Origin of the sequence: Oscillatoria nigro-viridis PCC 7112, from assembly GCF_000317475.1 — a bacterium.
GTDB classification, from domain to species: domain Bacteria; phylum Cyanobacteriota; class Cyanobacteriia; order Cyanobacteriales; family Microcoleaceae; genus Microcoleus; species Microcoleus nigroviridis.
The window spans coordinates 3,895,353-3,918,764 of the sequence record NC_019729.1; the positions used below are offsets into that span (position 1 = coordinate 3,895,353).

Sequence of the window (23,412 nt, forward strand, 5' to 3'; positions counted from 1 at the left end):
AGAAACCTCGGCTGCCAGCAACTGTCAAGGCAAAACCTTCGGTTGACTGCTTTCGCTGAGGTTTTTTCCCGTTAAACTCATTATTATACTCACTTCCCAAGCTGAAACCCTGACCGGACGCTGCCCCAGAAAGCACAGTCGGGCTGACAGACTTAATGATAGATGTAAAATCTAACTCGCTAACATAGGAAAGACATAGGAGATAGGCTAATGGTCAATTTAGGATTGAACTGGAGCAGCCTGTTAGGGATTATCCTAGCAGTAGCAGGGGCAGGACTGTATTTTCTGCGATCGTGGCGTCCCAAACTAGCCCGAGACCACGATATTTTTTTTGCAGCAGTCGGGCTGCTGTGCGGCGGTATTCTGTTATTTCAAGGGTGGCGGCTTGACCCAATTCTGGCCTTCGGTCAATTTCTGCTCACTGGTTCCGCCATATTTTTTGCAGCAGAAAGCATTAAACTGCGAGGAGCGACCACAGCCCAAGCCAAAAGTCGCGCTCAATACATAGATGAAGACCGACCGATCAGCAACGCCTACGGTTACGACGGCTACGATTCCGACATCGACCAGCTAGAACCAGAGGAAGACTATCCGCCGCGTCCCCGCATCAGAGGCAGCCAAGACTACCGTTCCTCTCGCGAAGCCTACGACGACGAACCCCGCCGCCGCCCCTCGAATCGCAACGGCAGCGTTAACACCTCCAAGCCCGACTCGCCCGATCGATCGTCGCGCAAACGTCCCTCTCGGCCAGAAGCCCCGCCTGCTCAAGAGTCTGACAACTGGGACGTTTCAGACAACCCCGAAGAAAGACCGACCCGCAGCCGCAGCAGTCGCCCCCCTGCTTCGGAAAACCGCAGTTCCGATACGCCGCCGAGAACCAAAAAACCCCGTCCTGCGGAATCATCGAGGTCTCGTCCCAGCAACCGCGACGTGGAAGCACCGCCGTCAGATTACGTGGAGTATCGACCTGTAGAATACCCGGAAGACCAACCGGATAATTCCCCCAGTTTCGACAAATAGGCAAACACTAAGTAGATGGGTGAAACTCAACATTTCTCGTGCCCGCAGGCAAAAAAATAAGTTGCGTTTATTGATGCCCATCTACTTATTCTCAGATATTAAAGCGATCGAAAAGACTGTAAAGTGCGAGGGTGAAACCCCAAACCAACGAAGATATACAAAAATAAAAGCTAATTTTTTTTTAATTATTTTGACGATCGAGCATCCCGGATACAAGCCCCCGGATTCATCCGTCCAGAAATAAAAAACCTGTATCCGAGAAACTTGCCGAACGTATTTATTTCGCGCAAGTCAATGCTTCAATCTAAAATCTAAAATCTAAAATCTAAAATCGATTGACCTACCCCATCTGTGGAACTAATCGACAGCATAATAATCTAAATATAAAATCGCTATTCTTAAATCAGCAAGATGCCATTACTCGAAATAGGAGATCCGGCTCCCTGGTTTTCCGTTCCTTCTACAAATAACCCCTTATAAATAAAACCCTGAAAACCCCGCGACTTTAGTCCGGGGATGAAAGGGACAAGGAGGCTTTAACCTCCCAGTCTATTTTCTGAGCTCTCAGGATGGCGCTGTCAAGTAAAACCATGTAAATCTTTGTGAACAAATCGAGGGATATTAAGCCGACTCTGGTATCATAAGACTATCGTGATGAGGTCGAAGTCATGTTAGTTTTTGAGTTCAAAGCATCGGGTAAAAAGCAGCAATTTGACGCTGTAGACGAAGCGATTAGAACAGTGCAGTTCATCCGAAACAAAGCACTGCGGTTTTGGATGGACAACGAAAAAGTTGATAAATACGCATTGAACAAGTATAGCGCTGTTTTAGCTAAGGAATTTCCGTTTTGCGATGACTTGAATAGCATGGCTCGACAATCTAGCTCAGAAAGAGCGTGGTCGGCAATCTCCCGATTCTACGACAACTGTAAAAAGAAAGTCCCAGGAAAAAAAGGATTCCCGCAATTCCAGAAACACAACCGCTCCGTCGAATACAAGACTACGGGCTGGCGTCTGGCAGACGACCGGAAATCAATCACTTTTACCGACAAGCAAGGAATCGGAAAGCTCAAGTTAAAAGGAACGCGCGACTTACATTTCTACCAGCGCAGTCAAATCAAACGAGTACGTTTGGTGAGACGGGCAGACGGATATTATGTCCAGTTTTGCATTCAAGTTGACCGTTCTGAAAAGATTGAAATCACGGGTAACGCCATCGGGTTAGATGTAGGACTTAAAGAGTTTTACACTGACTCAAATGGCATTGCAGTTGATAACCCGCGTTTCCTCCGCAAGGGAGAACGCAGGTTGAAGAAAGCCCAAAAACGAGTTTCAAAACGAGTCAAGGGTTCGCAAAACAGAAAAAAAGCTAGAGCAATTCTAGGAAAGCGCCACCTCAAAATAAGTAGACAGCGTAAAGATTTTGCCGTGAAGTTGGCAAGATGCGTCATCCAGTCTAACGACTGTGTAGTCTACGAAGATTTGAGGATTAAAAATATGGTGAAGAATCACTGTCTGGCAAAATCGATTAACGACGCATCTTGGTATATGTTCCGAATTTGGTTGGAATATTTTGGCAAAGTATTCGGAAGAATTACGATTGCCGTACCAGCTAACGGAACAAGTCAAGAATGCTCTAGTTGCGGAACAATTGTTAAGAAAAGTCTCTCAACGCGAACCCACGCTTGTCGGTGTGGATGCGTATTAGATCGTGACTGGAACGCAGCTAAAAATATCCTGAGTCGGGGATTGAGTACGGCGGGGCACGTCGGAACTTGGATCTTAGATCCGAACGCTTGTGGAGAATTGACCGCTACCGATGTTGAAGTAATTCTGCACCGGCAAGTCGATTCTGCGAATCAAGAATCTCCTCGGCTTTAGCCAGGAGAGTGTCAATTCATTTCCCGACTGTTGGCGGCCGGCGAGTCGTGCTGTTTTTCTTTGCCAGCACAGCTTTTGAACAAATCCAAGTTATCCTCAAAAGCTTTCAAGAGCTTTCAGAAGAATTCCAAAGCTTGCAAGTACCGCGGTTCGGAGTGAGCGTTGACCCAGGAGACAAAGAACAAAACAGACCGACAACAATTGCTCCGTAATTCATCTTTTTCTGGGACTTGGATAAAACAGTCAGCCAGCAGTACGGTGTTTTCCGAGATGTCGAAGAAAATGGAGTTGCCGGAGTTCACTATGCACCCCAAACTTTTGTACTCAACGAAAACCTTCAGGTAATTAATATTTTGCCGATGGGCGAACCGCACCAACACGCCCAGCAAGTATTAGATTTTCTCAAAACTTTGCACTCAATTGAGGAAGCCCGATCCGCTACTCGCCACGCCCCGGTGTTAGTAATTCCTAACGTTTTGGACAAACAATTTTGCCGTACTTTGATCGATATGTACAAAGCTGACGGTGGCAGTCCCTCGGGCTTTATGAGGCAAATAGGCGGGAAAACAGTTGGGCTGCACGACGACACTTTTAAGAAGCGCCGAGATTTCTTTATTCAAGACGAGGATTTCCAGCGACAATTGAATGCGATTATTCTGCGCCGGGTGCGGCCGGAAATAGAGAAAGCTTTTCAGTTTACAATTACCAGGTTTGAACGGTATTTGATAGGTTGTTACGATGCTGACAGCGGCGGTTATTTTCGGCCGCACCGCGACAACACTAGCAAAGCTACGGTGCATCGCAGGTTTGCGATGACGCTAAACTTGAATGTGGGAGATTACACGGGGGGATTTTTACGGTTTCCAGAGTACGCGCCACACGGTTATAAAGGCGATTCAGGTACGGCGATTATTTTTTCGTGTTCTTTGCTGCATGAAGCCACTGCGGTGATTAGCGGCCAGCGCTTTGCTTTGCTGTCTTTTTTCTACGGCAATGAGGATGCTGCGCTACGAGAAGCTAATTTTAAGTATTTAGCTGCTGATTCAGATTCCCGAATTGGAGAACCGGCGTGAGGAATGTCACTACCGTGGTGCAAGTCCTAAAATAATGACAGAAGGTAGTTAGCGGTTAACCACAAAACCTAATTCCTAGCTACCGATCGCTAAATACTAATCGATCGCCATGAATTTCAAACTTCTAAGTTTAGCAGTATCGGGAATTTTAACGGTTGGGGTTGCAGCCAGCCCTGCTGCGGTTGTTACGACATCCCCTGTGCGGCAATCAACAGATTTAACGGAATTTAACTCGGTGCATTCCCAGGGTGCGATCGCCCAAAATGTCGAAGAACAAACCAATATTCGAGTCTACGAAAAAGCTAGTCCAGCGGTTGTTACCGTCGATACAGATAAATCTAACGGCAGCGGCACAATTATCAGCCCCGACGGCATGGTGTTAACTAACGCCCACGTTGTTTCGGCAGGCGGTACCGTCAATATCATTTTGTCAGACGGCAGAAAACTTGTCGCCGATGTCATCGGATTCGGCGAAGAAGGTCTAGACTTAGCCGTGGTGAAGATTCGCGGTCAAAACAATTTGCCCACCATTCCTTTAGCCCGTCCCGGTTCGGTGAAAGTCGGGCAACAAGCATTTGCGATCGGCAATCCATTCGGTCAATTTCAAGGTACTTTTACAGTCGGAATCGTCAGCCGCATCGACCTTTCTCGGGGCTTAATTCAAACCGACGCCGCCATCAATCCCGGCAATTCAGGAGGCCCGCTGCTCAACAGTTCAGGAGAATTAATCGGCGTCAATACTTCTATTTTTACTCGCGGTCGGGGTGGAGGTAATATCGGTATCGGTTTTGCAATTTCAGCAGACAAAGTACCCGCTTTCCTGACAGCGGTGCGAGAAGGGCGAGCTCCCCGCGTGGCTCAAGCCCGATCGCCCTTTGGCAACAAATCACCTCAAAAAGTTGCGTTAAACGGGCCCGCCGTCAGCGGCCTCCTCACCGAAAAGTCTAGCGTTCTGCCCACCGACAACAGCTTTTTCGACCTCTACTCCTTTGAGGGAAAAGCGGGCCAGCAAATCACAATAGAAATGAAAAGTCAAGAAATTGACCCTTATTTAATTTTGCTCGGACCCAACCAGCGCGAAATCGCGCAAGACGATGACGGGGCAGGCAGTAAAGACGCCAGAATTACAGTCAGGCTGCCTGCCGACGGGACTTACACGTTAGTTGCAAATTCCTACCAAGCTAGGCAGTCAGGGGCTTATACGTTAGAACTGAAAGCGAGTGCTCCTACCGCGCCTTCTCGGGCGATTTTGCAAGAAGAAGGTGCTTTAGTCGCAGGCGGCCCAGTATTGCCGTCTGACAACAGTCTGTATCGAGAGTATACTTTTGAAGGTCGATCGGGTCAGTCTGTAGCCATTTCCCTCGAAAGTACAGATTTCGATCCCTATGTGGCTATCTTTGGCCCTAACGGCCGATTAGTGGCAGAAAATGACGATGGGAGCGATTCGACTAAAAATGCGTTTTTGAGTGTTACTTTGCCCGCTACGGGTCGCTACCGCGTAATTGTCAATGCTTACGACGCTTCGGGCCGGGGTCGTTACACTCTAACTGTCCGTTGAAAATGGGGAAAAAGGTAATGGGTAATCGGGAATTGGTAATTGGTCGAATTATTCTGCTTCCTGCTTCCTGCTTCCGTGCATCCATTAAATCCGTTAGATAATCCGTTGCCGAACTTCCTTCTTCCATCCGTTCAATCCGTTAGATAATCCGTTGCCGAACTTCCTTCTTCCATCCGTTCAATCCGTTAGATAATCCGTTGCCGAACTTCCTTCTTCGTTGCAAATCGAGGTAATTCATGCGTCAAGTTAGATTTTGGGCGATCGCGCCAATTGCTCTACTAGCTACTTTTTCTGGCAAGCCGAATCTCTCCCTGCCAGTTTCAAATTCAAGTGGAGTTGCTAACAGCAGTTCCACCCTCATTTCAGCAGAATTTCCTCAAAATTTACCTGATGCGAGGCTTGCTGGCAAGGCTGTTTTAACTCAAGCAACCCCCAAGCCGTCGCCATCACCACAGAGTTCGCCAACTCAGAGTCCAACTGTAGAGCCTCGGCAGAGCCCTAATGCGGGTTCATCTAAAGTCATTTTAGAGCAAAACGGAGAACTCACTCCTGCTAAGTCTTCTGTACTGCCCTCCGACAGCAGTTTGTACGATGAGTATACCTTTGAAGGGACTCAGGGTCAGAAAGTGGTTGTTACCGTAGAAAGTACCGAGTTTGATACTTATCTCGCTATTTTCAACTCCCAGGGCGAGCTACTTGCAGAAAATGATGATGCAACGCAGCAAAATTCCAATTCAGAGCTTACTGTTACCTTGTCTGCGAACGGTCGCTATCGCGTGATTGTCAATGCTTACGATCCGCCTCCAAAAGGTAGAGGCAAGTACAGTTTGACCGTCCGCGAAACAACTGGGAATTAGTTTAAACAAAACTTTGGAGTCAGGGCACGGCATTGCCGTGTCCCTCTAATTTAAGGACGATCGCACTACAAGCAACTACTATCCACTTTGCTAAATTCATATGTTTGTATGCCAATATAAATGTTATAATATTGTACTTATAATTTGATCGAGTGTATTTTAAATAACTTTTAAAACTCAAAAGGAAACTGAAATATAGATAATTTTTCAGCTTCCTTTTTTAATTAATTTTGATTAATTTAACGCAGGCCCAGCCAGGTGAAAAAATCCTGGCGGGTGAAGAATTCTAGCAGCAAAAGTCCCACGAATCCCACCATCGCAAATCGTCCGTTGATTTGTTCGGCGTAGGCATTCCACCCAAACGCTGGTTCTGCTTGTTTTGGGGTATTTGGGGTTGTCGGTTTTGGGGATGGAGGAGTTTGAGCAGTCATTTAAAAGTTTTAAGTTTCGAGTTTTGAGTGATGATTTTGGGGAAACTTTGCGATCGCACAACTTGTAATTTACCAGGAAAATGACAGCAGAGAGTTAATCTGCTGACTTTTCTAAACTTTGAACCGATTCGATCAGATTTCGCACGGTTTCGGTACCTTCAGAAGGCTCAAAAAACCGTGGGAACTTGCCGCGAGCGATCATTCTCAAACCCAACGGGCCCAGACTCAGCAAACCTTTAACGTCGCGGAAGTAGTTTCCTACTACTTCGATGCCAAATTTGCGCTCGTCTATCCAGCCGCCTTCTTTGACGAGATCGATTAAAACTTTGCGGTGTCGGATCGATCGACTGGCTTGGTCGTCTTTGCGATCGAGAATCTCCTGTTTAATCTTACCAATTTGATCCATCGGCGCCACTTCCATCGGACAAACCGAGTTGCAGTAGTAACAGCGGGTGCATCCCCAGACGGCTGCAGTGCCTTCGTTGTATTTTTCGAGCCGATTTTCGGTTTCGCTGTCGCGGGAGTCGGCGATCGTGCGGTAAGCTTTGGCGAGGGCGTGGGGGCCGACAAATTCCGGGTTGACTTCGCGGGCGTTGCACTCAGAATAGCACGCGCCGCAGAGGATGCAGTTGCCGGTTTGGTCGAGTTTCGATCGCTCTTGTGGAGTTTGCAGAAATTCGCGTTCTGGAATTGCTCGCGAGGCGGTGCTGACATAGGGTTCAACTGCTTCTAGGTTGTCCCAAAAACTGGTCATGTCAACAACCAAATCTTTAATGACCGGCATATTTCCCATTGGGGCGACGGTGATTTCTGGGATGACATCGGCAGGCATTTCTGCTGAGCTGGAATTAGCTATTTTGTGCAGTCTTGCGAGTTCGCTGCCCACATTTTCTTTGCAAGCTAATGCCGATCGACCGTTAATTCGCATAGAACAACTGCCGCAAATTGTATTGCGGCAATTTTTGCGAAAAGCTAAAGTGCCGTCGTGTTCCCACTTGATATTGTTGAGGCAGTCTAGGATGGTATTGCTCTCTTCCACATCTAGGGTGTAAGTGTGAACCCGGGGAGCCTCGTTTTGATTTTGGCGGACTACGTTAAAGCGGACTTTCATATTTTGAGTAAGGAATTTAGTGTCTATTCTAAGCTAAATTTTCTGACTCTTTAGAAAGCTCTTATTTTTTTAACAACTACCTAAAGTAAGAAATTTAAGAATTTTTATTATTGTTTGATAAACATCAATAATTCTCAAGTTATAAATCCTAAATAACAACTTTTTTTAAGGGGATTTTTGAGCTATTAATTGGAAATAAAAGTAATTAATCGCTGCAATGCGCTAGTCGGAGGTGCGTGATGTCCAGCTTGTTTGTATTAACTTTTATGTTTTCCACACCGGCTTTTTGTCTGGGTCTGCTAAATCCTCAATGGGTGGGACTGGGAACTCGCAAGCGATCGGCTGCCTTGTACGGCGGGTTGATGGCACTTTCGTTCCTTTTTCTTGGGGTTACAGCACCTAAGCCGCCGCAACCAGTTTCCTCGGGGCTGCTGGCCTCAACTGAATCGCCAGAATTTAGGGTAAGCGCGCTTTTTCGCTGAACGCAGGGTGCTGAGTCTGCACCTCACTTTTATGGCATCGAGATCGAGACTCGATCGTTTGTGAAACGCTGTCTTAGATTTGCTGTGCCAACAACCTCGGTTCACGATCGAGGCTTTTTTCGGTGATTGTACCAATTGAAGAACGCAAATCGATCGGCTAAAATCATCTAATTGTTGAGCTTGCGGTGCGGGTGCAGCTATGACTTACAGCTTGAGAATTGTGGATTTGCCAACGAGTGAACGGCCACGGGAACGGCTGATGGCGGGTGGCCCGAAAAGTTTGGCGACTGCAGAATTGATTGCGATTCTCCTGGGTACCGGTCAGGGAAAAGGCAAACTTTCGGCCGTGGGGCTCGGACAGTATATTTTAAATCAGTTGAGTTTGCACCACCGCGATCCTCTGGCTGTGCTCCGCAGTATTAGCGTTCAGGAGTTGACGCAGATTCACGGGATTGGCCCTGCTAAGGCAACGGGGATTTTGGCTGCTGTGGAGTTGGGGAAGCGGGTATTTCAGTCGCGGCCGCCGGAAATGGCTGTGGTTGACTCTCCGCAAGCGGCGGCGGATGCCCTGAGTCAGGATTTGATGTGGCAGTCTCAGGAACGTTTTGCTGTGGTGTTGCTGGATGTGAAAAACCGGCTGCTGGGTACTCAGGTAATTACGATCGGCACAGCAACGGAAACTTTGGCTCACCCACGGGATATTTTTCGAGAGGTGATCCGCCAAGGGGCGACGCGGGCGATTATCTCGCACAATCACCCCTCCGGGATCGTGGAGCCGAGCCCGGAGGATATTGCTTTGACGCGGCAGTTGCTGGCGGGAGCGCAGTTTTTGTCGATTCCGCTACTGGATCACTTGATTTTGGGGAATGGCGATTTTCGGAGCTTGCGCCAGACTACGACGCTTTGGGAGGAGTATCCCCAGGGCGATTGAACTCTTATACTTAACTAATTTGATTGCTGTCATTAGTTATTTGTATCTTTGGGCTGTGCGACGGCTGAATCAGCCCTGACAGCAGGCGAATTGTCAGGCTGGAGTCTCCGGCAACACCCTGTTCGAGCTGAATGTCGCTGCTGATACTTAGTTTCGCTCGCAACTCGGTTAATCTAGTATAAGTAGGTTGAAGAGGTCGCTAATCCGATTTTTTTTGAGCATACTAAACGTATACTGAACCAGCACCTAAATACCCACTTATTAAGAAATTATTAAATGGGATGTAAAATACACGGTGTGGTGATAGGAGGAGAACTGTGTTTCTGAGACTTGCAGAACAACACCGTAAATTCGTTCAAGATTTGGTAATGAACCTCCAAGCTTTAGCGATCGTGCTAGAGCATCGGGGTTATCTGGCATCCTGCTACACTTGCGGGGGTCAGATGAACAGTGCCTCATTTATGGTCAGTTTGACGGACAACCATCTGATTCGATTTTTAGTGTCAGATTACGGTATCACTTGGACTGAGATGCGGGACGACCGCGAACTCATGAAACTAGAAGGTGCAGAAGCGATTAATCAGTTACAGGAACTGGCAAATCTCGTAAAGTATCAAATCCAACCTTCGGAAGCTACTTTAGCGACGGCGCAGTGAGTGTAGCGATTGCACGGTTCCGAGGAAGGCGACGCAAGAAAGTGGCTGCTTGTGTGCTAAAACCGAATCCCCAGCGAGTTAGTTGAGAGGGTTCATTTAGGTGCACAGCGATGGCTGCTCAACAGACAAGGGTGCTATCAATGTGCCTTGAGACTGTTTAGCGCTCAGTCGCTCGAAGTGAGCCTGGGCAGACGGCATACTTTATGCCAGAAGTCTCAAACTTGGAACCTCTAGTTTTTTTCAGCAGTTGATTCTCCCTTGAGAGCGATTAGCAAAATTTAGAAGTGTGACGGCTCGTCGGCTGCGATGTTAATTTCTCACTTGGCCATTCAAAAGTCAAGGAATTGAAATTAACTTTAAGCAGGCAGGTAAAATTTAACATCCAGAGTGAGGATGAGGCTGTGAAGATTGGGCAAAAGGCAGCCCACGGGGTGTGACGTGCGGGCGAATTGCATTTATTTTTGCTTTTCGATTTAGCCGATAAAGCTAACAATTAACTTGAAACAGCATCATTGCTGTAAAAATCTCACAGCCGGCTTCAGCCGGCTAAGTTTTGCCAATATTTAGGCTTCGGGGCAATGTTTGACCTTCATGTTAGATAGATTCCGGTTGCACTCCTCATGACTGTTGACTGTGAGCCGAAAAACTGAAAAGTATGTTTCTATTGGGTTGCAGATTGAAGGAAACTTTACCCCTGACGAGGAAGCACGGATTTGATATTAAACAGCTCTTTGAAGTCGCGATCGCACTTGCTACACTAATATTTTATAATATTTTAATGATTAGTCCGAAAATATTTATCGCCCAGTTTGGAGTCAGTATCAAATGGTAAATTTAAGCGAACTTCTAGAACCCATCGCCAGTCAATTTCGCAGTCTGGGAATTCCCGAACCAATTACCCATTGGGGCCACCCCGTAATGATGGGGATCGTGGTAGTGGCGATGGGCAGTTTTGTCGGGTATACGGGATGGCAAGGACGTTTGGCCACCGATAAAGATGTCGCACTCAAAAGTCGATCGGATCACCGCAAGCTTGCACCGTGGATGTTTCTGTTTCTAGCTTTGGGCTATACAGGCGGCTTGCTGTCGCTGGTGATGCAGCACCAGCCAGTCATGGAAAGCCCGCATTTTTGGACGGGTTCGGCAGTGCTGGTTTTACTGGCTGTTGGCAGCTTGATTTCGCTGACGGGTTTTGGGGGCAATAAGCTAGCACTGCGCGCGGTTCACGCTTATTTAGGCACGACGGCTCTTGCACTTATGGTGCTGCACGCGGCTTTCGGTTTAAAATTGGGGCTGTCTATTTAGAAAAGGAAGAGGAAGGGGAAGGGGAAGGGAAAGAATGTAAGGAAAGAATTTTTGCCATAACTTACGCACGGGTAGCCAAAAACCGGGTTTTTTACCCAAGTTCAGGGCGTTTAGCCCTTTACCCCGGTTGAAAAACCCGGTTTCTTTGGTAAGGAGTGCATAAGTCCCGCATAGGTTTCCCTGAAATATTCCCCCTCTAAATTGCTAATTAATGAATCAAGCAACGGGTGTCATCTTCTGTCTTGCCTACATTTTGGGATTGATTTCTACAGCGGTTTCTTGGGGTAGATACGCGATACTTGCTTTGGGAATAGCGGTAGCGATCGCCCTGCCAAAATTGTTGCGAAAATATACTAAAAATTCTGTCAAAGTTACTAAGAAAAGACGCAGCAGACAAAAAGAAAATGCTCTTGAAGCACCCTTAGATGCGAGGGAAGAGTTGAGTTTGTTGGAGATGCTGCCTAGAGCGAAATGGGTGTGGGCAGTGGCGGGTTTGGTGGCATTTCTAGCTAGCGTTTATTTTGCAGTTCGATCGCCCCAACCGGCAATAGATGACATCAGCAAACTGATTCCGGCTGGCGGGAACACTCAAGAAGTGGCAGTGACAGTTCGCGGTAGAGTTGTCAGTACGCCTCGATTGACTCGATCGGGTCGATCGCAATTTTGGCTAGAAACAGATTTAGTTAGCGAAATCAACGGTGGCGAGGGAGGAGTAGTTGTCAACCGCCCAGTATCAGGCAAACTCTACGTTACAGTGCCCCTCCTGCAAGCAACTGGCTTGTACGCCGACAATACGATCGCAGTTGTGGGTTCCTTGTACAAACCGCAGCCGCCGTCGAATCCGGGGGCTTTTGATTTTCAAGAATATTTAGCCAGGGAAGGAGCTTTTGCAGGGCTAAAAGGGCGTCAAATTGACTGGACGAGAGAAAATGCGATCGCGGATGTAAATCGAGTTAACAGCCAAACGGCTGCTTTCTGGGAGTCAAGCGGGATGCGGCCATCGACAATTCAAGCGATGCGGCAGCGGATCGTGCGATCGCAACTATCGCAGTTAAATGTTCCCGAAGGGCCCTTGATCGGTGCGATCGCCCTCGGCAAACAAGCAGTAGATTTACCTTACAACATCCGCGACTATTTTGTGCAGGCTGGATTGGCCCACGCGATCGCAGCTTCCGGCACTCAAGTTTCGATGGTTTTGGCTTTAGTTCTAGCTTTAACCAGGCGTTTTTCCAAACAATTACAATTTAGCTTTGGCGTCGGTGCTTTATTTTTGCTCGTGGCGTTAACTGGCTTTGAAGCTTCAGTATGCCGCGCGGCTTTGATGGGATTTGGAACACTATTTGCTTTGCTGTTGAACCGCGCAATTAAGCCGCTGGGATTGCTGTTAATTGCTGCTACTATTTTACTGCTGGTTAACCCTTTGTGGATTTGGGATTTAGGTTTCCAACTGAGTTTTTTGGCAACTTTAGGGTTAATCGTGACAACGCCGCCGCTGATGGCAAAATTGGACTGGATGCCGCCCGCGATCGCTTCGATTGTTGTGGTTCCGATCGCGGCTTCAATTTGGGTGCTGCCGCTGCTACTTTACGTTTTTAGCGTTGTATCACCTTACAGCATTTTAGTCAATATTATTGCGGCTCCTTTGCTGTGGATTTTGAGTATTGGGGGGATGGTTAGCGCTTTAGCTGGATTGATTTTTCCGCCTGCTGGCAGTGTTTTAGCGCAACTGCTCGATTATCCGGCAAAGGGGTTAATTGCGATCGCCCAATATTTCTCGCAATTACCCGGTAATTCGGTAGCTGTCGGTCAAGTATCGGTATTTCAGTTAATCGCGCTTTACAGTTTAATTTGCTGGGTTTGGATCGGGGGAAGTTCGGCAACGGATTCTGTAACGGATGTAACGGATACAATGAGGAAGGAAGAAAAAAGACGGAAGCCGGAAGCAGTCAGAGGAAAAAACCAGGAAAAGGGGAAAGGGAAGAAGGGGAAAAGTAGAGTTATTGCGCTGCCAGTTTTTTCTGCGGCTTGGATTTTACCGCTGGCGCTGGTGGCGGGAATAAGTATCATAGTTTTGCCAGCTTGGCACGTTCAAGCATCTTTATTTCAAGTTACTTTGCTGGCGACATCTGGGGAACCAGTTTTAGTAATTCAAGATAGGGGAAAAGTGGCGCTGATCAATAGCGGTGATGAAAATACTGTGAGGTTTACAGTGCTGCCTTTTTTGCAGCAGCAAGGAGTTAATTCTGTGAATTTTGCGATCGCCGCTCACAGTCATTTAGGTTTGAACAGCGGTTGGGGAAAATTACTAGAACGGTTGCCAATTAAAACATTTTATGATAACCCTGCTCCGAAACAAATTCACCGTGGCAGCAATCAGGAATTTATAACGGCTGTGCAATCTCGCCAAGGCGTTTACTTTCCTTTAGAAACTAACAGTAAAGTCGATCTGGGTTCGACGCGGTTGCAGTTGGTGAATGCGGAGATTCCGGTGGTAGAATTCCTGGTGGGAAATCGAACTTGGTTGCTCGTCGGTGAAATGACACCGGAAGCGCAAAAAAAATTGGCAGCAACGGGAACCTTGAAGCCGGCTCAAGTGCTGTGGTGGTCGGGAAAAGCTCTGACGCCTGAGTTATTGACCGCAGTTGGGCCGCAAGTGGCGATCGCATCTGCTGACGAAATCGACCCAGAAACCGCAGCCCAACTGCGCCAAAGCAAAACCCAGATATTCTGGACAGGGCGCGACGGAGCCCTCCAGTGGACTCCAGCAGGGGGATTTAAGACTACTTTGGAATCTGAAGAAAATCAAACTTCTTTTTTATAAAGATTTACAATCTGGCGCACTGTGCGGTAAAATACTTTTAGCTCATATCTCGAATCAATTGGAGAGGTGGCAGAGCGGTTGAATGCGGTAGACTCGAAATCTACTTTAGGGGTAACTCTAACGTGGGTTCAAATCCCACCCTCTCCGTACATCCATTACTCCACAAGGCTTTGAAGCTATCTGCTTTTTTAGCCATCTGTGCAATTTATCGGCAGTGGTATACAAAAGTGGTATACAAACCATTCTTGTATACCACTTTTTGCTTTAACTCCACCCCATCTGTGCGCGATCGGTCAGGATAGAAGTATTTCTAAAATTGCCTCCACGTCTGCCAAGTCAGCCCTCGACTTTTTGCGTCGCGATTTTAACTGGTTGAGCAAGCCTGCCGGTTCGATTTCTGACAAATCGGTTCCGCTTGTCGCTGAGGTTTCGGGTTGAGTTGGCGATGGGCGCTCAAGTTGCAATTGGAGCCTGTAAATTTCCTCGCCCAGCTTTGCGATGGTTTCATCCTTCGCTGCCAGCCGGGAATTTAGCCCTGAGATTTCTTGATTCCTCAAATTGATAAGCCCGTCACTCCTTTCTAGGCTCGATCGCAATTTCTCGATTTCTTCTCCCTCCACTTCAAGCTCGTCTATCCTGGTTTGTCTGACGGGGTGACAACCGCGTCAAAAGCTTGATAAAATCAAGGACATAGCCCTCAAACCCTTCTGAAAGAATGGGAGCTCCGTAGCGTCTAATTTTAATCAATTCCGCAATAATTGCATGGCAAAAATCCATCCCTACTCCCTCCGCAACGCTCGGCCCACAATTGACCATACAGCATATTCCATGTAAATGTAAGCTGTTCGACATCTAAACAGCATTAACCAAGTTACCTTTATTTTTATTTTTCGGTTCCATTTCATAATTAGTCCTCCTTCGTTTAAAAGTTTATGTAACAGTGATTCTAGTTTTTCAATGGATTCAAATAATCTATTAGCAACATATTCCTTGGCAGAATGCCATACTAATTCAACTAGGTTATAGTCAGGGCTATATTTGGGCAAAAACTCTATGATTAGATTCGGCATTTCTGACGCTATTTTCTGCAAAGTCTCGGCTTTTTTATGAAAACTAGCGTTGTCCAAAATTATCACAAACTTACAGCCCTTATCTTTAAAGTCTTCGGCTAAATTTCCTTGCAATATCCACTCGGCTTTTAAATCTTCATAAAAATTTTTTAGCACTGCATAAAAATTAGCAGAATTCCCAGATGGAATAAAATCTACCCATCTTTTTTATCTGAATATCTCACTCCACCCATGACATTAATACGACCTTTTCGTCGCTCTCCTCTTTTTTACTTCGAGTCCCTTTTTTACACCAGTTCTTCCTTCTGATTACTCTTAAACTAAATCCACTCTCGTCCCAAAACCATACCTGTAAAAGGTTAGGAGATTCTTTTCTATTTTTAGATATTCAGCTAATTTATCTTTAAATAAACCCCTCTCTACGGTATCTTGGGTGCATCTCACTTTTGCGAATGTGTCAAAAAAGAGTTAAAATGAAAAAGCTAGTAAAATCGTCAAATAAAGATGAGGTAAATAAAATGACACCCTCAGACCAACAACAACTAAAAGCCCACTTAAAAGCGGTAGCAAAAATTCTTTACAGAAATACAGAGCCAACTGAGTTAAAAACTTTTGAAAGTATAGAAAAAGCAGTCCGTCAGAAAATGTTATCAGAGGTTGGTCCAGAAATAGGTAGCTTTTTTTTTCAGCAGTATCAGGAATTCAAACAGGAAAACCCCGAAAAATAAAATCAATAATCGGATCGCTCGACATTACAGATAATCAGGCAAAATATTTTGGCTTAAAAGCTTACAGTCAATTTAGTCCCCTGATGGAAAATTGCTGTCTTTTAATCAGTGCTAACGAATCTTATCAAATGGCAGAAAAAGATTTGGAAAAATTTACTGGGATCAAAATTTCTCACAGTACATTACAAAGATTAGTCAAAAGACAAGAATTGGAATTGCCTACATCTCAACAAGGAGTCAAAGAAATTACATTGGATGGCGGTAAAGTCAGACTACGCAACGCAACCAAGGGCGAGAGCTGTTACTGGAAAGACTATAAAGCCGTGTGTTTAGATAATATTTATGCGGGAGCGTTTTTTCAAAATAATCAAGATTTAATTGATTGGACTAATAGCCAAAAATTACTACATCCTATGTATTGCCTCGGAGATGGCCATGCCGGAATTTGGAACATATTTAAAGAAATTGGAGACAATGAACAAAGACAAGAAATCTTAGATTGGTATCATCTGAAAGAAAATCTCTACAAGGTAGGGGGTTCAATAAAACGATTGAAATTAGCCGAAAATATGTTATGGCAAGGCAAAGTTGATGAAGTTATAAATTTATTTAAAGACTTTAAAGGTCAAGCATTTAAAACGTTTTGCAATTATTTAGATACCCATCGCTGCCGAATAGTAAATTACCAATACTACAAAGAAGAATCCATAAGTTCGATTGGTTCTGGAACAGTGGAATCAACAATAAAACGCATTGGATTAAGGGTAAAAATATCGGGAGCGCAATGGAATATTGAGAACGTTTCCTCTATGCTTGCTCTTCGCTGTGCTTATCTCAACGGTCAACTTTCAATTTGATGTATGTGCCAAAGTGAGATGCACCCGGTATCTTGTTTATCCTCTAAGCTATATTTTGCCCAAAGGTAAACATACTTTTTTGACTTTAAAATCCTCCTTACTTGAGTGCTACTCAGTTCAATTCCTGTCTTTTTTCCTAAATATATGGCAAGTCTAGCTGTTGTCCATCTCCCGAATTCATAGCCATATTTCTCAGGTTCTACTTCAATTGTCTCTAGAAGTAAATCAATGTATTCTTCTGTGGCTTTTCGGTAGTTACCCTTCATCCTATCATCTTTAAAACTGTCTAAATTCTCAGGATCACCATGAATACTCCAATAAGCAACTTTTCTTAGAGAACATCCAATTAGTTCAGCAGTTTGAGCTTGTGTATTTCCGTTATTTAGTAACAAAAAAATTAAGGCTCTTTGCCGAATATCTGGATGCTCATGCTCTTTTAATACTTGTTGAAGATTTTCCTTTGTTTCGGAACTTAGAAAGTTTTTAGCAGGCATTCACTTTTTCTGAATATCATTATGTTATATTATACCAATATGCGTTTTAAATGCACAACAGCTTAGTACGGAGAAACCGGGTTTCGAGGAACAGAATCAGTAATGATGCGAGAACTTTAAAGAAACCAGGTTTTGCGCGGTGTACTTCATAAACCTGGAATACGCTGTATCTCTCTTTTGTCACTTCGGGCGAGAGTATAGCGGTATGGTGCGTCGCTCATTGATAGTCGTAAACAATCAGAATTCTGGCGGCGACGCACCCTACTTTAATTAGAATAGGAGTAGGATAATAATCTCTACCGAAAGTGACAGAAGAGGGATATAATCCAATCCAAAAACTACTATGACGGCGTTGCGATCGTTTCCACTCAATCAGGCGACCGATGTATTTCTGAATTCCCATAAGCTTAAACTTACGTCCCTGTAAAATAGCGCAACTGTAAGCCAAAGCTATCAATAAAATTAAAGTTTTTAGGCGGTCGTCAGAAGCGTAGCTTTTTTCAAGATTATAGCCTCCTGTTTTACAGTCCTTAAACATTGCTTCAATACCACTGGGACATTTAAACGCTGTTACAGCTTGTTTCAATGTGCCGATATTTGTGAGTAAATACCAGCCTTCATCTTCACCGCTATCTCGATATTTGCGTTGCCAATAACCAGCGACATCAAACAAGCCAAATCCTTTCTGTTTTGTGACTTTAACTCCCGGCAAATAAAAGCTCGTACCTGGTACTAAACCCCACTCGATCGGCCGCTTAAATTCCTTTCCTTGTTCTTGAATATACCGTCCCTGTTTTATTCTTAAAACAAACTTGATATTCTTTTCACACAGCCAACTTGCCAGCTTAACACTCCCAAATTCACGCATCTCCTAAAAGCACAAATTTATATTTTTTTAGCAGACCAAGGATGGGAGAGATTAAGCTTTGTTGTTCTCGGAGGTTGCTACAGCGATCGGACTGTCGTTGCGGGCGATCGCCAAATCAAGAACAATGATAAACTTGATATTCATACCCATCCACCGCAGGCAACTCTGGCGATTCAACCTGACATTTTTGTGCTTCTAGATTGACAGGTGCGCGAAAATTAACCAACCACAAATCAAGCGGGCGTTCTAATTGACTGAGTGTTTTGTCAAGTGTCCCTGCCGCTATTTCCGGGGCATCCCTTCTCTGATTAGCCAAAAGAAACAGGGGAGAATCAAAGGCTTTAACTTCTTCTTTCTTCCTAACATCCTTTACATCCATTACATCCGCTACAAAATCCGTTGCCGAACTTCTTTCCCATTCCCACCCTATCCCCATCAACTCTCCTATTTCTACATGAGTCTTTTGAGTAGTAGCAATTAACACGGGAACTTTCGAGACTTCGCGGATAATCGGAATTAAAAGGTCTGGTTTGTAATATTTGCGATAGCCGAGATTGGAATTTACTGTCACACCGCTTGCAAAACCCATTGCTAAAATTAGCACCACTGCTTTTTTGCCCGGAACTTCGATCGCCCGAAAATTAAACCATTGACTTTTTGCTGTAGGTGTGTTAAAAATAACCGCCAAGGTTGCTCCTAACAGCAATATCACTCCCGGAAAGTAGACGAAATTGTATCGTGCGCCGCGAGTTAGGTCAATCCCTAGAATATATGCAAAGCTGAAAAATAGGAAAATTGCTCCTAGCACAAATCCGCCGAAAATAACAGTACCTAAACGAGTATTGGTTGTTTTTAAGGAAGTTTTAAGAGCGCTAAACAGGATGGGAAGCACCAATATAAAAAATATTGCCATTACGATCGCCGATGCAACCACTACGGCCAAATTTGACGATTCAATGGGCAGCAGAGACATGACAGTGATCCATCCAGCTAAAGCTTGAAAAATTGGATTGAGCCAATCTAAAAATGTGCGATCGCCGCTGACAATCCAATTAGTTAGTTCGCTGCCGTATTTATTTGACAAAAATACCGGCAACCAAACTAAACCGCCAGCTAAAGTGCCAATCGCTACTGCGAAAAGCCGCCACAGGATTTGAAATTGCCAAATATTAGGCTGCTGGCTGTTTGAAATTGGCAACTTTCCCTTAAACTCCTGCCAGATTACAGCAATTAATGCTATTGCTTCGGCACACAAAGCCAGTGCAAAAAAGTAGTGAACGGCAATTCCCAAACAGTTAACAACTACCCAAAGCAGAACCGCCCAAACAGGCAGGGGAGCGCGCTGTTGCAGCTTTTTTGCAGCTAAGACGAGGCAAAAAAGAGAGGCAATAACTAATAAGATTCCTAAAGTGTAATGGCGAGCTTCTTGAGCGAGATAAATGCCGTAGGGAGAAACTGCCATCATCGCGGCCCCACATTGACCGACTAAACGAGAACTAAAAGCAAATTTGCCCAAAAAGTAGATAGCTGGAACTGAAATTACGCCCAATAATGCAGGAAGAGCTCGCCCAATCCAAACTAAACTATCTTCTGAAGGCCCAAACAGTCGCATCCACCAGTGGGCGAGCATAAAATATACTGGTGGATGATTGCTTTCTAGGAGCAAATGGTTGAGGACATCTGCAATGTCAGCACCGGGGCGAAATTGCAGCGGTTGTAATAATGTAGAAAGGTCGATCGCGCGATCGAGAGGCACCCCTCGAAAACTGTTGCCCAAGCTAAAAACTAGAGTCGAAAACTCGTCTGTCCACAGCGGTTTCGAGTTTAAATTGGCAAATCGCAAGATCGAGGCGATCGCCGTCCACAGAAATAGCAACAACAGTTGTTTGTTCTTAATCATTAATTCAGTAATTCAAAAGCCTAGCGAAGAAGATACCTTAGCCATTAGTCATTAGTCATTAGTCATTTTATCAATTCTCAATTACCAATTACCAATTACCAATTACCAATTACGCATTACCTACTTCACGTCCGTCACCCGCCAGCTCAGCTTCATATTGATCCAGAAATTCCACAGAGTCACAGTCGCGATCGCGATTAAATTAGCAAGATATTTATTCATCCCAAAAACATTAAACAGCAAATTAAACAGCAGCAAATTCAAAATCAAACCCATCAAGCAAATCGTGTTAAATTTCAACAGCCGTTTCAATCGCTGGCGCTTTCTTGGCTGCCGCTTAGAAATGTCTCCAAAAGTCCACAAATCATTCCACAAAAAGTTACTGATAATTGCCAATTCAGCAGCAACGATCAGACTGCCATTCACCTCAAAATTGAGGATATCGGACAGCACGTACAAAACCCCCAGATTCACAAACACGCCACTGAAACCCACAATGCCAAACCGCAGAAACTTGCCCATCGGCCAGCGGGCCAACCGCAACCGAAGCAAATGTCGCAAATACTCAATATACTGTTTCCAGGTAACTTTGCTCTCCCCTTCTTGCCGCTCCTGAAACACGTAACCAACTTCTCCAATCCAGCGGATATCGCCTCTGCCGAGCACTTCAATCAATATTTTGTAACCAGCAGGATTCATGGTTTTGCCCGCTATGCAACTGCGGCGCACCATAAAATACCCGCTCATCGGATCGGAAACTCGGCCCACCACTCCCGGTAGGATCAGCAACCCCACGGTTTGAGCGCCCCGCGATAAAAATCGCCTGACAGGGCTCCAGTCGCTCACCCCGCCCTCGCCCACGTGACGACTGGCAGCAGCTAAATCTGCTCCCCGCTGAATTTCTGCTAAAAGCTGCAACATCGTCTCCGGGGGATGCTGCAAGTCGGCATCGATGACGCCCAAAACCTCGCCCCGAGCCGCCTGCCACCCGCGAATTACGGCCGTGGAAAGTCCCCGCTCGTGTTCCCGGCGCATCACCCGCAATTGCGGATATTCCGGTGTCAGGGACAGGGCGACTTCCCAGGTGCGATCGGGGCTGTCGTCATCGACTACAATTAATTCGTAGTCGCCCGGAATACTGCCATCGAGCAATTGGCTCAATTTTTCCACAATACTCTGGATATTCCTGCACTCGTTGTAGGTGGGAATTACCAGGGAAAAATAAATTGGCGGTGTGCCTGCGTGTACAAAACCTGAACCGAAAGTCTGTATAGCAGGAATTTGCAAAGGCCCCGACGGCATTGGCAAGACCTGATTTGCTTCGTTGATGCCCATAATTTCAGTGTTCAGAAAGTCAAGGATGGTTTTGTAAGACTTGAGATTTTAGGATATCGTTCCTCCATAATTGATTAGTTAAAATATAAAAACGCCTTAATTCTAGTCAGTAATTATGTAGTTGAATGAAAAAGAAAACTGTGGATGCAATTCTCGATCGAGCTTTACAAGGTTATAACATCTCTACCGCAGAGGCCTTGGTGCTTTTGCAGCAAAGAGATCCAGACGCGCGCTCTTCTATTCAAACAACGGCTGACTTGCTCCGCCGCCGGCAATCAGGGGATACTGTCACCTACGTTATCAACCGCAATATTAACTTCACCAATATTTGCGAGCAGCATTGCAGTTTTTGTGCATTCCGCCGCGACGAGAAAGATGAGGGCGCTTTTTGGTTAGATGCAGCCCAAATTCAGGAAAAGGCAACTGATGCAGTGCAGCGGGGTGCGACGGAAATTTGTATGCAGGGGGGCTTAAATCTTCAAGCTAAGCTCAACGGCGCATCTTTGCCTTATTATCTGCAATTGGTAAAAACCATTAAGGATAAGTTTCCTCAGTTGCACTTGCACGCTTTTTCGCCGCAAGAAATAGAATTTATTGCCCGAGAAGATAATCTGAGTTTCAGCTATGTAATTTCGGCTTTGCAGGATGCGGGAATCGGTTCGATGCCGGGAACTGCGGCGGAAGTTCTCGACGATGCTGTGCGACGGGTGATTTGCCCGGAAAAACTCAATTCGGCAACTTGGCTGGAAATTGTGGGAACTGCTCACCGTCTGGGTTTGCCGACAACGAGTACGATGCTTTGCGGGCATGTTGAGACAGCCGAACAGCAGGTTTTGCATTTAGAAAAAGTGCGATCGCTCCAACAAACTGCGATCGACCAAAACTATCCGGCACGCATTACAGAATTTATTTTACTACCATTTGTCGGACAGCAAGCACCGGCTCCTTTGCGGAGTCGAGTCGGCCGCGACCAACCAATTTTAGAAGATACATTGTTACTCACCGCTGTATCGAGAATTTTCTTAGGCAATTTGATTTCCAATCACCAGCCGAGTTGGGTAAAATTAGGTTTAGATGGAGCTACAGAAGCGCTGAAATGGGGCTGCAACGACATCGGCGGCACTTTGATGGAAGAGCACATTACGACAATGGCCGGTGCGGTTGGCGGCAGTTGTCAGTCGGTGGAAGATTTGCAAAATGCGATTAGTTCTTTGGGGCGGAGTTATCAGCAAAGAGATACAATTTATCGACCTTTAGGGGTTGACAATTTGGCAGTAAGTGTGTGATTTTTTGGATGTGAAGTGCGAAATGCGTAACGCATCCTAGGAGTTTAGCCGATCGCACTTTCAAATTCTTCTAGCGCTTGCAAATTTCCAACCTGCCAAGCACGTTCCACTGTAGCAGGAATCAGTTGGGCGATCGCGATTTCTGGAAAATTCGGACTAATATCCGATTCTACATACTCTCCATCTTGCAGCAAATAAATGCGAAGTCTGCCGCTGTCATAAACCCATACTTCTGGAACTCCAATAATTTTATAGGCATCGATCGTAGTTTTAGAAGTAACATCCGTCTCAATTGCTAAATCCGGCGGCGGAGCGTCTGGTTGCAGTCGGCGGCGGCCGATCATCCGCTGATAATTTAGAATATAAAAGCAAGCATCAGGTTCAACTCCTGCTGCACCTTCCCCTTTGAAAGTAGTAGAACCAAAAGGTTCATATCTTCTGCCCGCCGACTTGAGTAAAATTTTTACAATATCGGAAATTAAATCTTTCGGCCTTTCGTGTTCTGGTAAGGGAACCATGATTTCTAAGGTACTGTTGCTGTAGGCAATTCTGGTTCTTCGCTTTTCTCCTAATTCCTGCAAAATCGACTCAAATTCCAGCCAAGTTATATTGGGAATAGTTACGACACTGCCGGGAGCAAGCATTATTTGGCTAACGGGTTTAAGGACGGGATTAATAGTCATAATGTTGATTTATTTTTATTTCTCAGTCCGCGCAGGCGGACTTTGTTTATGTAGACGCGATTTCAA

At 45.5% G+C, this 23,412-nt stretch carries 23 protein-coding genes and 1 tRNA gene; 14 read left to right on the top strand and 10 right to left on the bottom strand.

The features are described from left to right. The first annotated feature begins 210 nt into the window (after positions 1 to 210). The 6 genes from OSC7112_RS16510 to OSC7112_RS16535 all read left to right on the top strand — a co-directional run bounded on the left by OSC7112_RS16510 (position 211) and on the right by OSC7112_RS16535 (position 6,388). Complete coding sequence (locus tag OSC7112_RS16510; RefSeq protein WP_015176976.1) at positions 211 to 1,020, top strand: Ycf66 family protein; 810 nt, start codon at positions 211 to 213, stop codon at positions 1,018 to 1,020. 668 nt (positions 1,021 to 1,688) lie between these two features. After that, a complete protein-coding gene (locus tag OSC7112_RS16520; protein ID WP_015176977.1) occupies positions 1,689 to 2,900 on the top strand; it encodes an RNA-guided endonuclease InsQ/TnpB family protein in 1,212 nt (403 codons plus the stop codon). A gap of 8 nt (positions 2,901 to 2,908) precedes the next feature. Next, entirely contained in the window at positions 2,909 to 3,112 is a 204-nt protein-coding gene (locus tag OSC7112_RS41055; RefSeq protein ID WP_223300627.1) for a thioredoxin domain-containing protein, read from the top strand. An 18-nt stretch (positions 3,113 to 3,130) separates the two neighbouring features. Continuing rightward, positions 3,131 to 3,973 (top strand): 2OG-Fe(II) oxygenase family protein, encoded by an 843-nt coding sequence (locus OSC7112_RS16525; RefSeq protein ID WP_015176978.1) that lies wholly within the window; start codon positions 3,131 to 3,133, stop codon positions 3,971 to 3,973. 109 nt (positions 3,974 to 4,082) lie between these two features. Beyond that, a complete protein-coding gene (locus tag OSC7112_RS16530; protein WP_015176979.1) occupies positions 4,083 to 5,531 on the top strand; it encodes a trypsin-like peptidase domain-containing protein in 1,449 nt (482 codons plus the stop codon). Positions 5,532 to 5,767: 236 nt separating this feature from the next. Next, a complete protein-coding gene (locus OSC7112_RS16535) occupies positions 5,768 to 6,388 on the top strand; it encodes a pre-peptidase C-terminal domain-containing protein (RefSeq protein ID WP_015176980.1) in 621 nt (206 codons plus the stop codon). Positions 6,389 to 6,627: 239 nt separating this feature from the next. On the opposite strand, the gene OSC7112_RS16540 is transcribed toward OSC7112_RS16535, so the two are convergent. Then, the gene (locus OSC7112_RS16540) at positions 6,628 to 6,819 is read right to left on the bottom strand and encodes a CAB/ELIP/HLIP family chlorophyll-binding protein (RefSeq protein WP_015176981.1); all 192 of its coding nucleotides are present in this window, start codon (positions 6,817 to 6,819) and stop codon (positions 6,628 to 6,630) included. A gap of 94 nt (positions 6,820 to 6,913) precedes the next feature. Further along, positions 6,914 to 7,930: a succinate dehydrogenase/fumarate reductase iron-sulfur subunit gene (locus OSC7112_RS16545; protein ID WP_015176982.1), complete on the bottom strand. Its 1,017-nt coding sequence runs from the start codon at positions 7,928 to 7,930 to the stop codon at positions 6,914 to 6,916. A 239-nt stretch (positions 7,931 to 8,169) separates the two neighbouring features. Between OSC7112_RS16545 and OSC7112_RS16550 the strand changes: the two genes are divergently transcribed. Together OSC7112_RS16550 and radC are read left to right on the top strand one after the other, a co-directional pair. Beyond that, positions 8,170 to 8,412, top strand: coding sequence for a hypothetical protein (locus tag OSC7112_RS16550; protein ID WP_015176983.1), 243 nt, complete (start codon positions 8,170 to 8,172; stop codon positions 8,410 to 8,412). Positions 8,413 to 8,611: 199 nt separating this feature from the next. Continuing rightward, the gene (gene radC, locus OSC7112_RS16555; RefSeq protein WP_015176984.1) at positions 8,612 to 9,343 is read left to right on the top strand and encodes a RadC family protein; all 732 of its coding nucleotides are present in this window, start codon (positions 8,612 to 8,614) and stop codon (positions 9,341 to 9,343) included. Between the two features lie 10 nt (positions 9,344 to 9,353). Here the strand turns inward: radC and OSC7112_RS39810 are convergent, their stop codons facing one another. Next, the gene (locus tag OSC7112_RS39810) at positions 9,354 to 9,506 is read right to left on the bottom strand and encodes a hypothetical protein (RefSeq protein ID WP_190274218.1); all 153 of its coding nucleotides are present in this window, start codon (positions 9,504 to 9,506) and stop codon (positions 9,354 to 9,356) included. Between the two features lie 154 nt (positions 9,507 to 9,660). Between OSC7112_RS39810 and OSC7112_RS16560 the strand changes: the two genes are divergently transcribed. The 4 genes from OSC7112_RS16560 (at position 9,661) to OSC7112_RS16575 (ending at position 14,272) form a co-directional block, all read left to right on the top strand. Further along, positions 9,661 to 9,999 carry a DUF1815 family protein gene (locus OSC7112_RS16560; RefSeq protein ID WP_015176985.1) on the top strand — a complete coding sequence of 113 codons (339 nt, stop codon included), beginning with the start codon at positions 9,661 to 9,663 and terminating at the stop codon, positions 9,997 to 9,999. A gap of 825 nt (positions 10,000 to 10,824) precedes the next feature. After that, positions 10,825 to 11,304, top strand: a complete 480-nt coding sequence (locus OSC7112_RS16565) for a DUF4079 domain-containing protein (RefSeq protein ID WP_015176986.1) — start codon at positions 10,825 to 10,827, stop codon at positions 11,302 to 11,304. 211 nt (positions 11,305 to 11,515) lie between these two features. Then, entirely contained in the window at positions 11,516 to 14,125 is a 2,610-nt protein-coding gene (locus OSC7112_RS16570; RefSeq protein WP_015176987.1) for a ComEC/Rec2 family competence protein, read from the top strand. Between the two features lie 60 nt (positions 14,126 to 14,185). Continuing rightward, positions 14,186 to 14,272 (top strand) — tRNA-Ser (locus OSC7112_RS16575). 146 nt (positions 14,273 to 14,418) lie between these two features. Here OSC7112_RS16575 and OSC7112_RS38275 read toward each other — a convergent pair. Then, a complete protein-coding gene (locus OSC7112_RS38275) occupies positions 14,419 to 14,745 on the bottom strand; it encodes a hypothetical protein (RefSeq protein WP_015176988.1) in 327 nt (108 codons plus the stop codon). Between the two features lie 159 nt (positions 14,746 to 14,904). Further along, positions 14,905 to 15,351 carry a transposase gene (locus OSC7112_RS42400; RefSeq protein ID WP_397317635.1) on the bottom strand — a complete coding sequence of 149 codons (447 nt, stop codon included), beginning with the start codon at positions 15,349 to 15,351 and terminating at the stop codon, positions 14,905 to 14,907. A 362-nt stretch (positions 15,352 to 15,713) separates the two neighbouring features. Between OSC7112_RS42400 and OSC7112_RS16595 the strand changes: the two genes are divergently transcribed. Then, positions 15,714 to 16,780, top strand: a protein-coding gene (locus OSC7112_RS16595) for an ISKra4 family transposase (RefSeq protein ID WP_150111641.1) whose coding sequence is annotated in 2 segments (ribosomal slippage) — positions 15,714 to 15,882 and positions 15,882 to 16,780 — 1,068 coding nt in all. Because the reading frame shifts where the segments join, the coding sequence is not laid out codon by codon here. Here OSC7112_RS16595 and OSC7112_RS16600 read toward each other — a convergent pair. The 4 genes from OSC7112_RS16600 to OSC7112_RS16615 all read right to left on the bottom strand — a co-directional run bounded on the left by OSC7112_RS16600 (position 16,765) and on the right by OSC7112_RS16615 (position 21,377). Continuing rightward, positions 16,765 to 17,274: a helix-turn-helix domain-containing protein gene (locus OSC7112_RS16600; protein WP_397317637.1), complete on the bottom strand. Its 510-nt coding sequence runs from the start codon at positions 17,272 to 17,274 to the stop codon at positions 16,765 to 16,767. The genes OSC7112_RS16595 and OSC7112_RS16600 overlap by 16 nt on opposite strands. A 217-nt stretch (positions 17,275 to 17,491) precedes the next feature. After that, complete coding sequence (locus tag OSC7112_RS16605) at positions 17,492 to 18,142, bottom strand: hypothetical protein (RefSeq protein WP_051041519.1); 651 nt, start codon at positions 18,140 to 18,142, stop codon at positions 17,492 to 17,494. Between the two features lie 115 nt (positions 18,143 to 18,257). After that, positions 18,258 to 20,042, bottom strand: coding sequence for a glycosyltransferase family 39 protein (locus tag OSC7112_RS16610; RefSeq protein ID WP_015176990.1), 1,785 nt, complete (start codon positions 20,040 to 20,042; stop codon positions 18,258 to 18,260). Positions 20,043 to 20,162: 120 nt separating this feature from the next. Next, positions 20,163 to 21,377, bottom strand: coding sequence for a glycosyltransferase (locus tag OSC7112_RS16615; protein ID WP_015176991.1), 1,215 nt, complete (start codon positions 21,375 to 21,377; stop codon positions 20,163 to 20,165). 125 nt (positions 21,378 to 21,502) lie between these two features. Here OSC7112_RS16615 and cofH point away from each other — a divergent pair, with 125 nt between their 5' ends. Further along, positions 21,503 to 22,663: a 7,8-didemethyl-8-hydroxy-5-deazariboflavin synthase subunit CofH gene (gene cofH, locus OSC7112_RS16620; RefSeq protein ID WP_015176992.1), complete on the top strand. Its 1,161-nt coding sequence runs from the start codon at positions 21,503 to 21,505 to the stop codon at positions 22,661 to 22,663. Positions 22,664 to 22,707: 44 nt separating this feature from the next. On the opposite strand, the gene OSC7112_RS16625 is transcribed toward cofH, so the two are convergent. Next, entirely contained in the window at positions 22,708 to 23,346 is a 639-nt protein-coding gene (locus tag OSC7112_RS16625; RefSeq protein ID WP_015176993.1) for a Uma2 family endonuclease, read from the bottom strand. Positions 23,347 to 23,412 lie beyond the last annotated feature (66 nt).

Excerpts from the sequence above, each read along its gene's own strand:
- OSC7112_RS16510 (WP_015176976.1), top strand. The coding sequence starts at position 211 with ATGGTCAATTTAGGATTGAACTGGAGCAGCCTGTTAGGGATTATCCTA.
- OSC7112_RS16520 (WP_015176977.1), top strand. The coding sequence starts at position 1,689 with ATGTTAGTTTTTGAGTTCAAAGCATCGGGTAAAAAGCAGCAATTTGAC.
- OSC7112_RS16530 (WP_015176979.1), top strand. The coding sequence starts at position 4,083 with ATGAATTTCAAACTTCTAAGTTTAGCAGTATCGGGAATTTTAACGGTT.
- OSC7112_RS16535 (WP_015176980.1), top strand. The coding sequence starts at position 5,768 with ATGCGTCAAGTTAGATTTTGGGCGATCGCGCCAATTGCTCTACTAGCT.
- OSC7112_RS16540 (WP_015176981.1), bottom strand. The coding sequence starts at position 6,819 with ATGACTGCTCAAACTCCTCCATCCCCAAAACCGACAACCCCAAATACC.
- OSC7112_RS16545 (WP_015176982.1), bottom strand. The coding sequence starts at position 7,930 with ATGAAAGTCCGCTTTAACGTAGTCCGCCAAAATCAAAACGAGGCTCCC.
- OSC7112_RS16550 (WP_015176983.1), top strand. The coding sequence starts at position 8,170 with ATGTCCAGCTTGTTTGTATTAACTTTTATGTTTTCCACACCGGCTTTT.
- radC (WP_015176984.1), top strand. The coding sequence starts at position 8,612 with ATGACTTACAGCTTGAGAATTGTGGATTTGCCAACGAGTGAACGGCCA.
- OSC7112_RS16565 (WP_015176986.1), top strand. The coding sequence starts at position 10,825 with ATGGTAAATTTAAGCGAACTTCTAGAACCCATCGCCAGTCAATTTCGC.
- OSC7112_RS16570 (WP_015176987.1), top strand. The coding sequence starts at position 11,516 with ATGAATCAAGCAACGGGTGTCATCTTCTGTCTTGCCTACATTTTGGGA.
- OSC7112_RS16600 (WP_397317637.1), bottom strand. The coding sequence starts at position 17,274 with ATGCCTGCTAAAAACTTTCTAAGTTCCGAAACAAAGGAAAATCTTCAA.
- OSC7112_RS16605 (WP_051041519.1), bottom strand. The coding sequence starts at position 18,142 with ATGCGTGAATTTGGGAGTGTTAAGCTGGCAAGTTGGCTGTGTGAAAAG.
- OSC7112_RS16610 (WP_015176990.1), bottom strand. The coding sequence starts at position 20,042 with ATGATTAAGAACAAACAACTGTTGTTGCTATTTCTGTGGACGGCGATC.
- OSC7112_RS16615 (WP_015176991.1), bottom strand. The coding sequence starts at position 21,377 with ATGGGCATCAACGAAGCAAATCAGGTCTTGCCAATGCCGTCGGGGCCT.
- cofH (WP_015176992.1), top strand. The coding sequence starts at position 21,503 with ATGAAAAAGAAAACTGTGGATGCAATTCTCGATCGAGCTTTACAAGGT.
- OSC7112_RS16625 (WP_015176993.1), bottom strand. The coding sequence starts at position 23,346 with ATGACTATTAATCCCGTCCTTAAACCCGTTAGCCAAATAATGCTTGCT.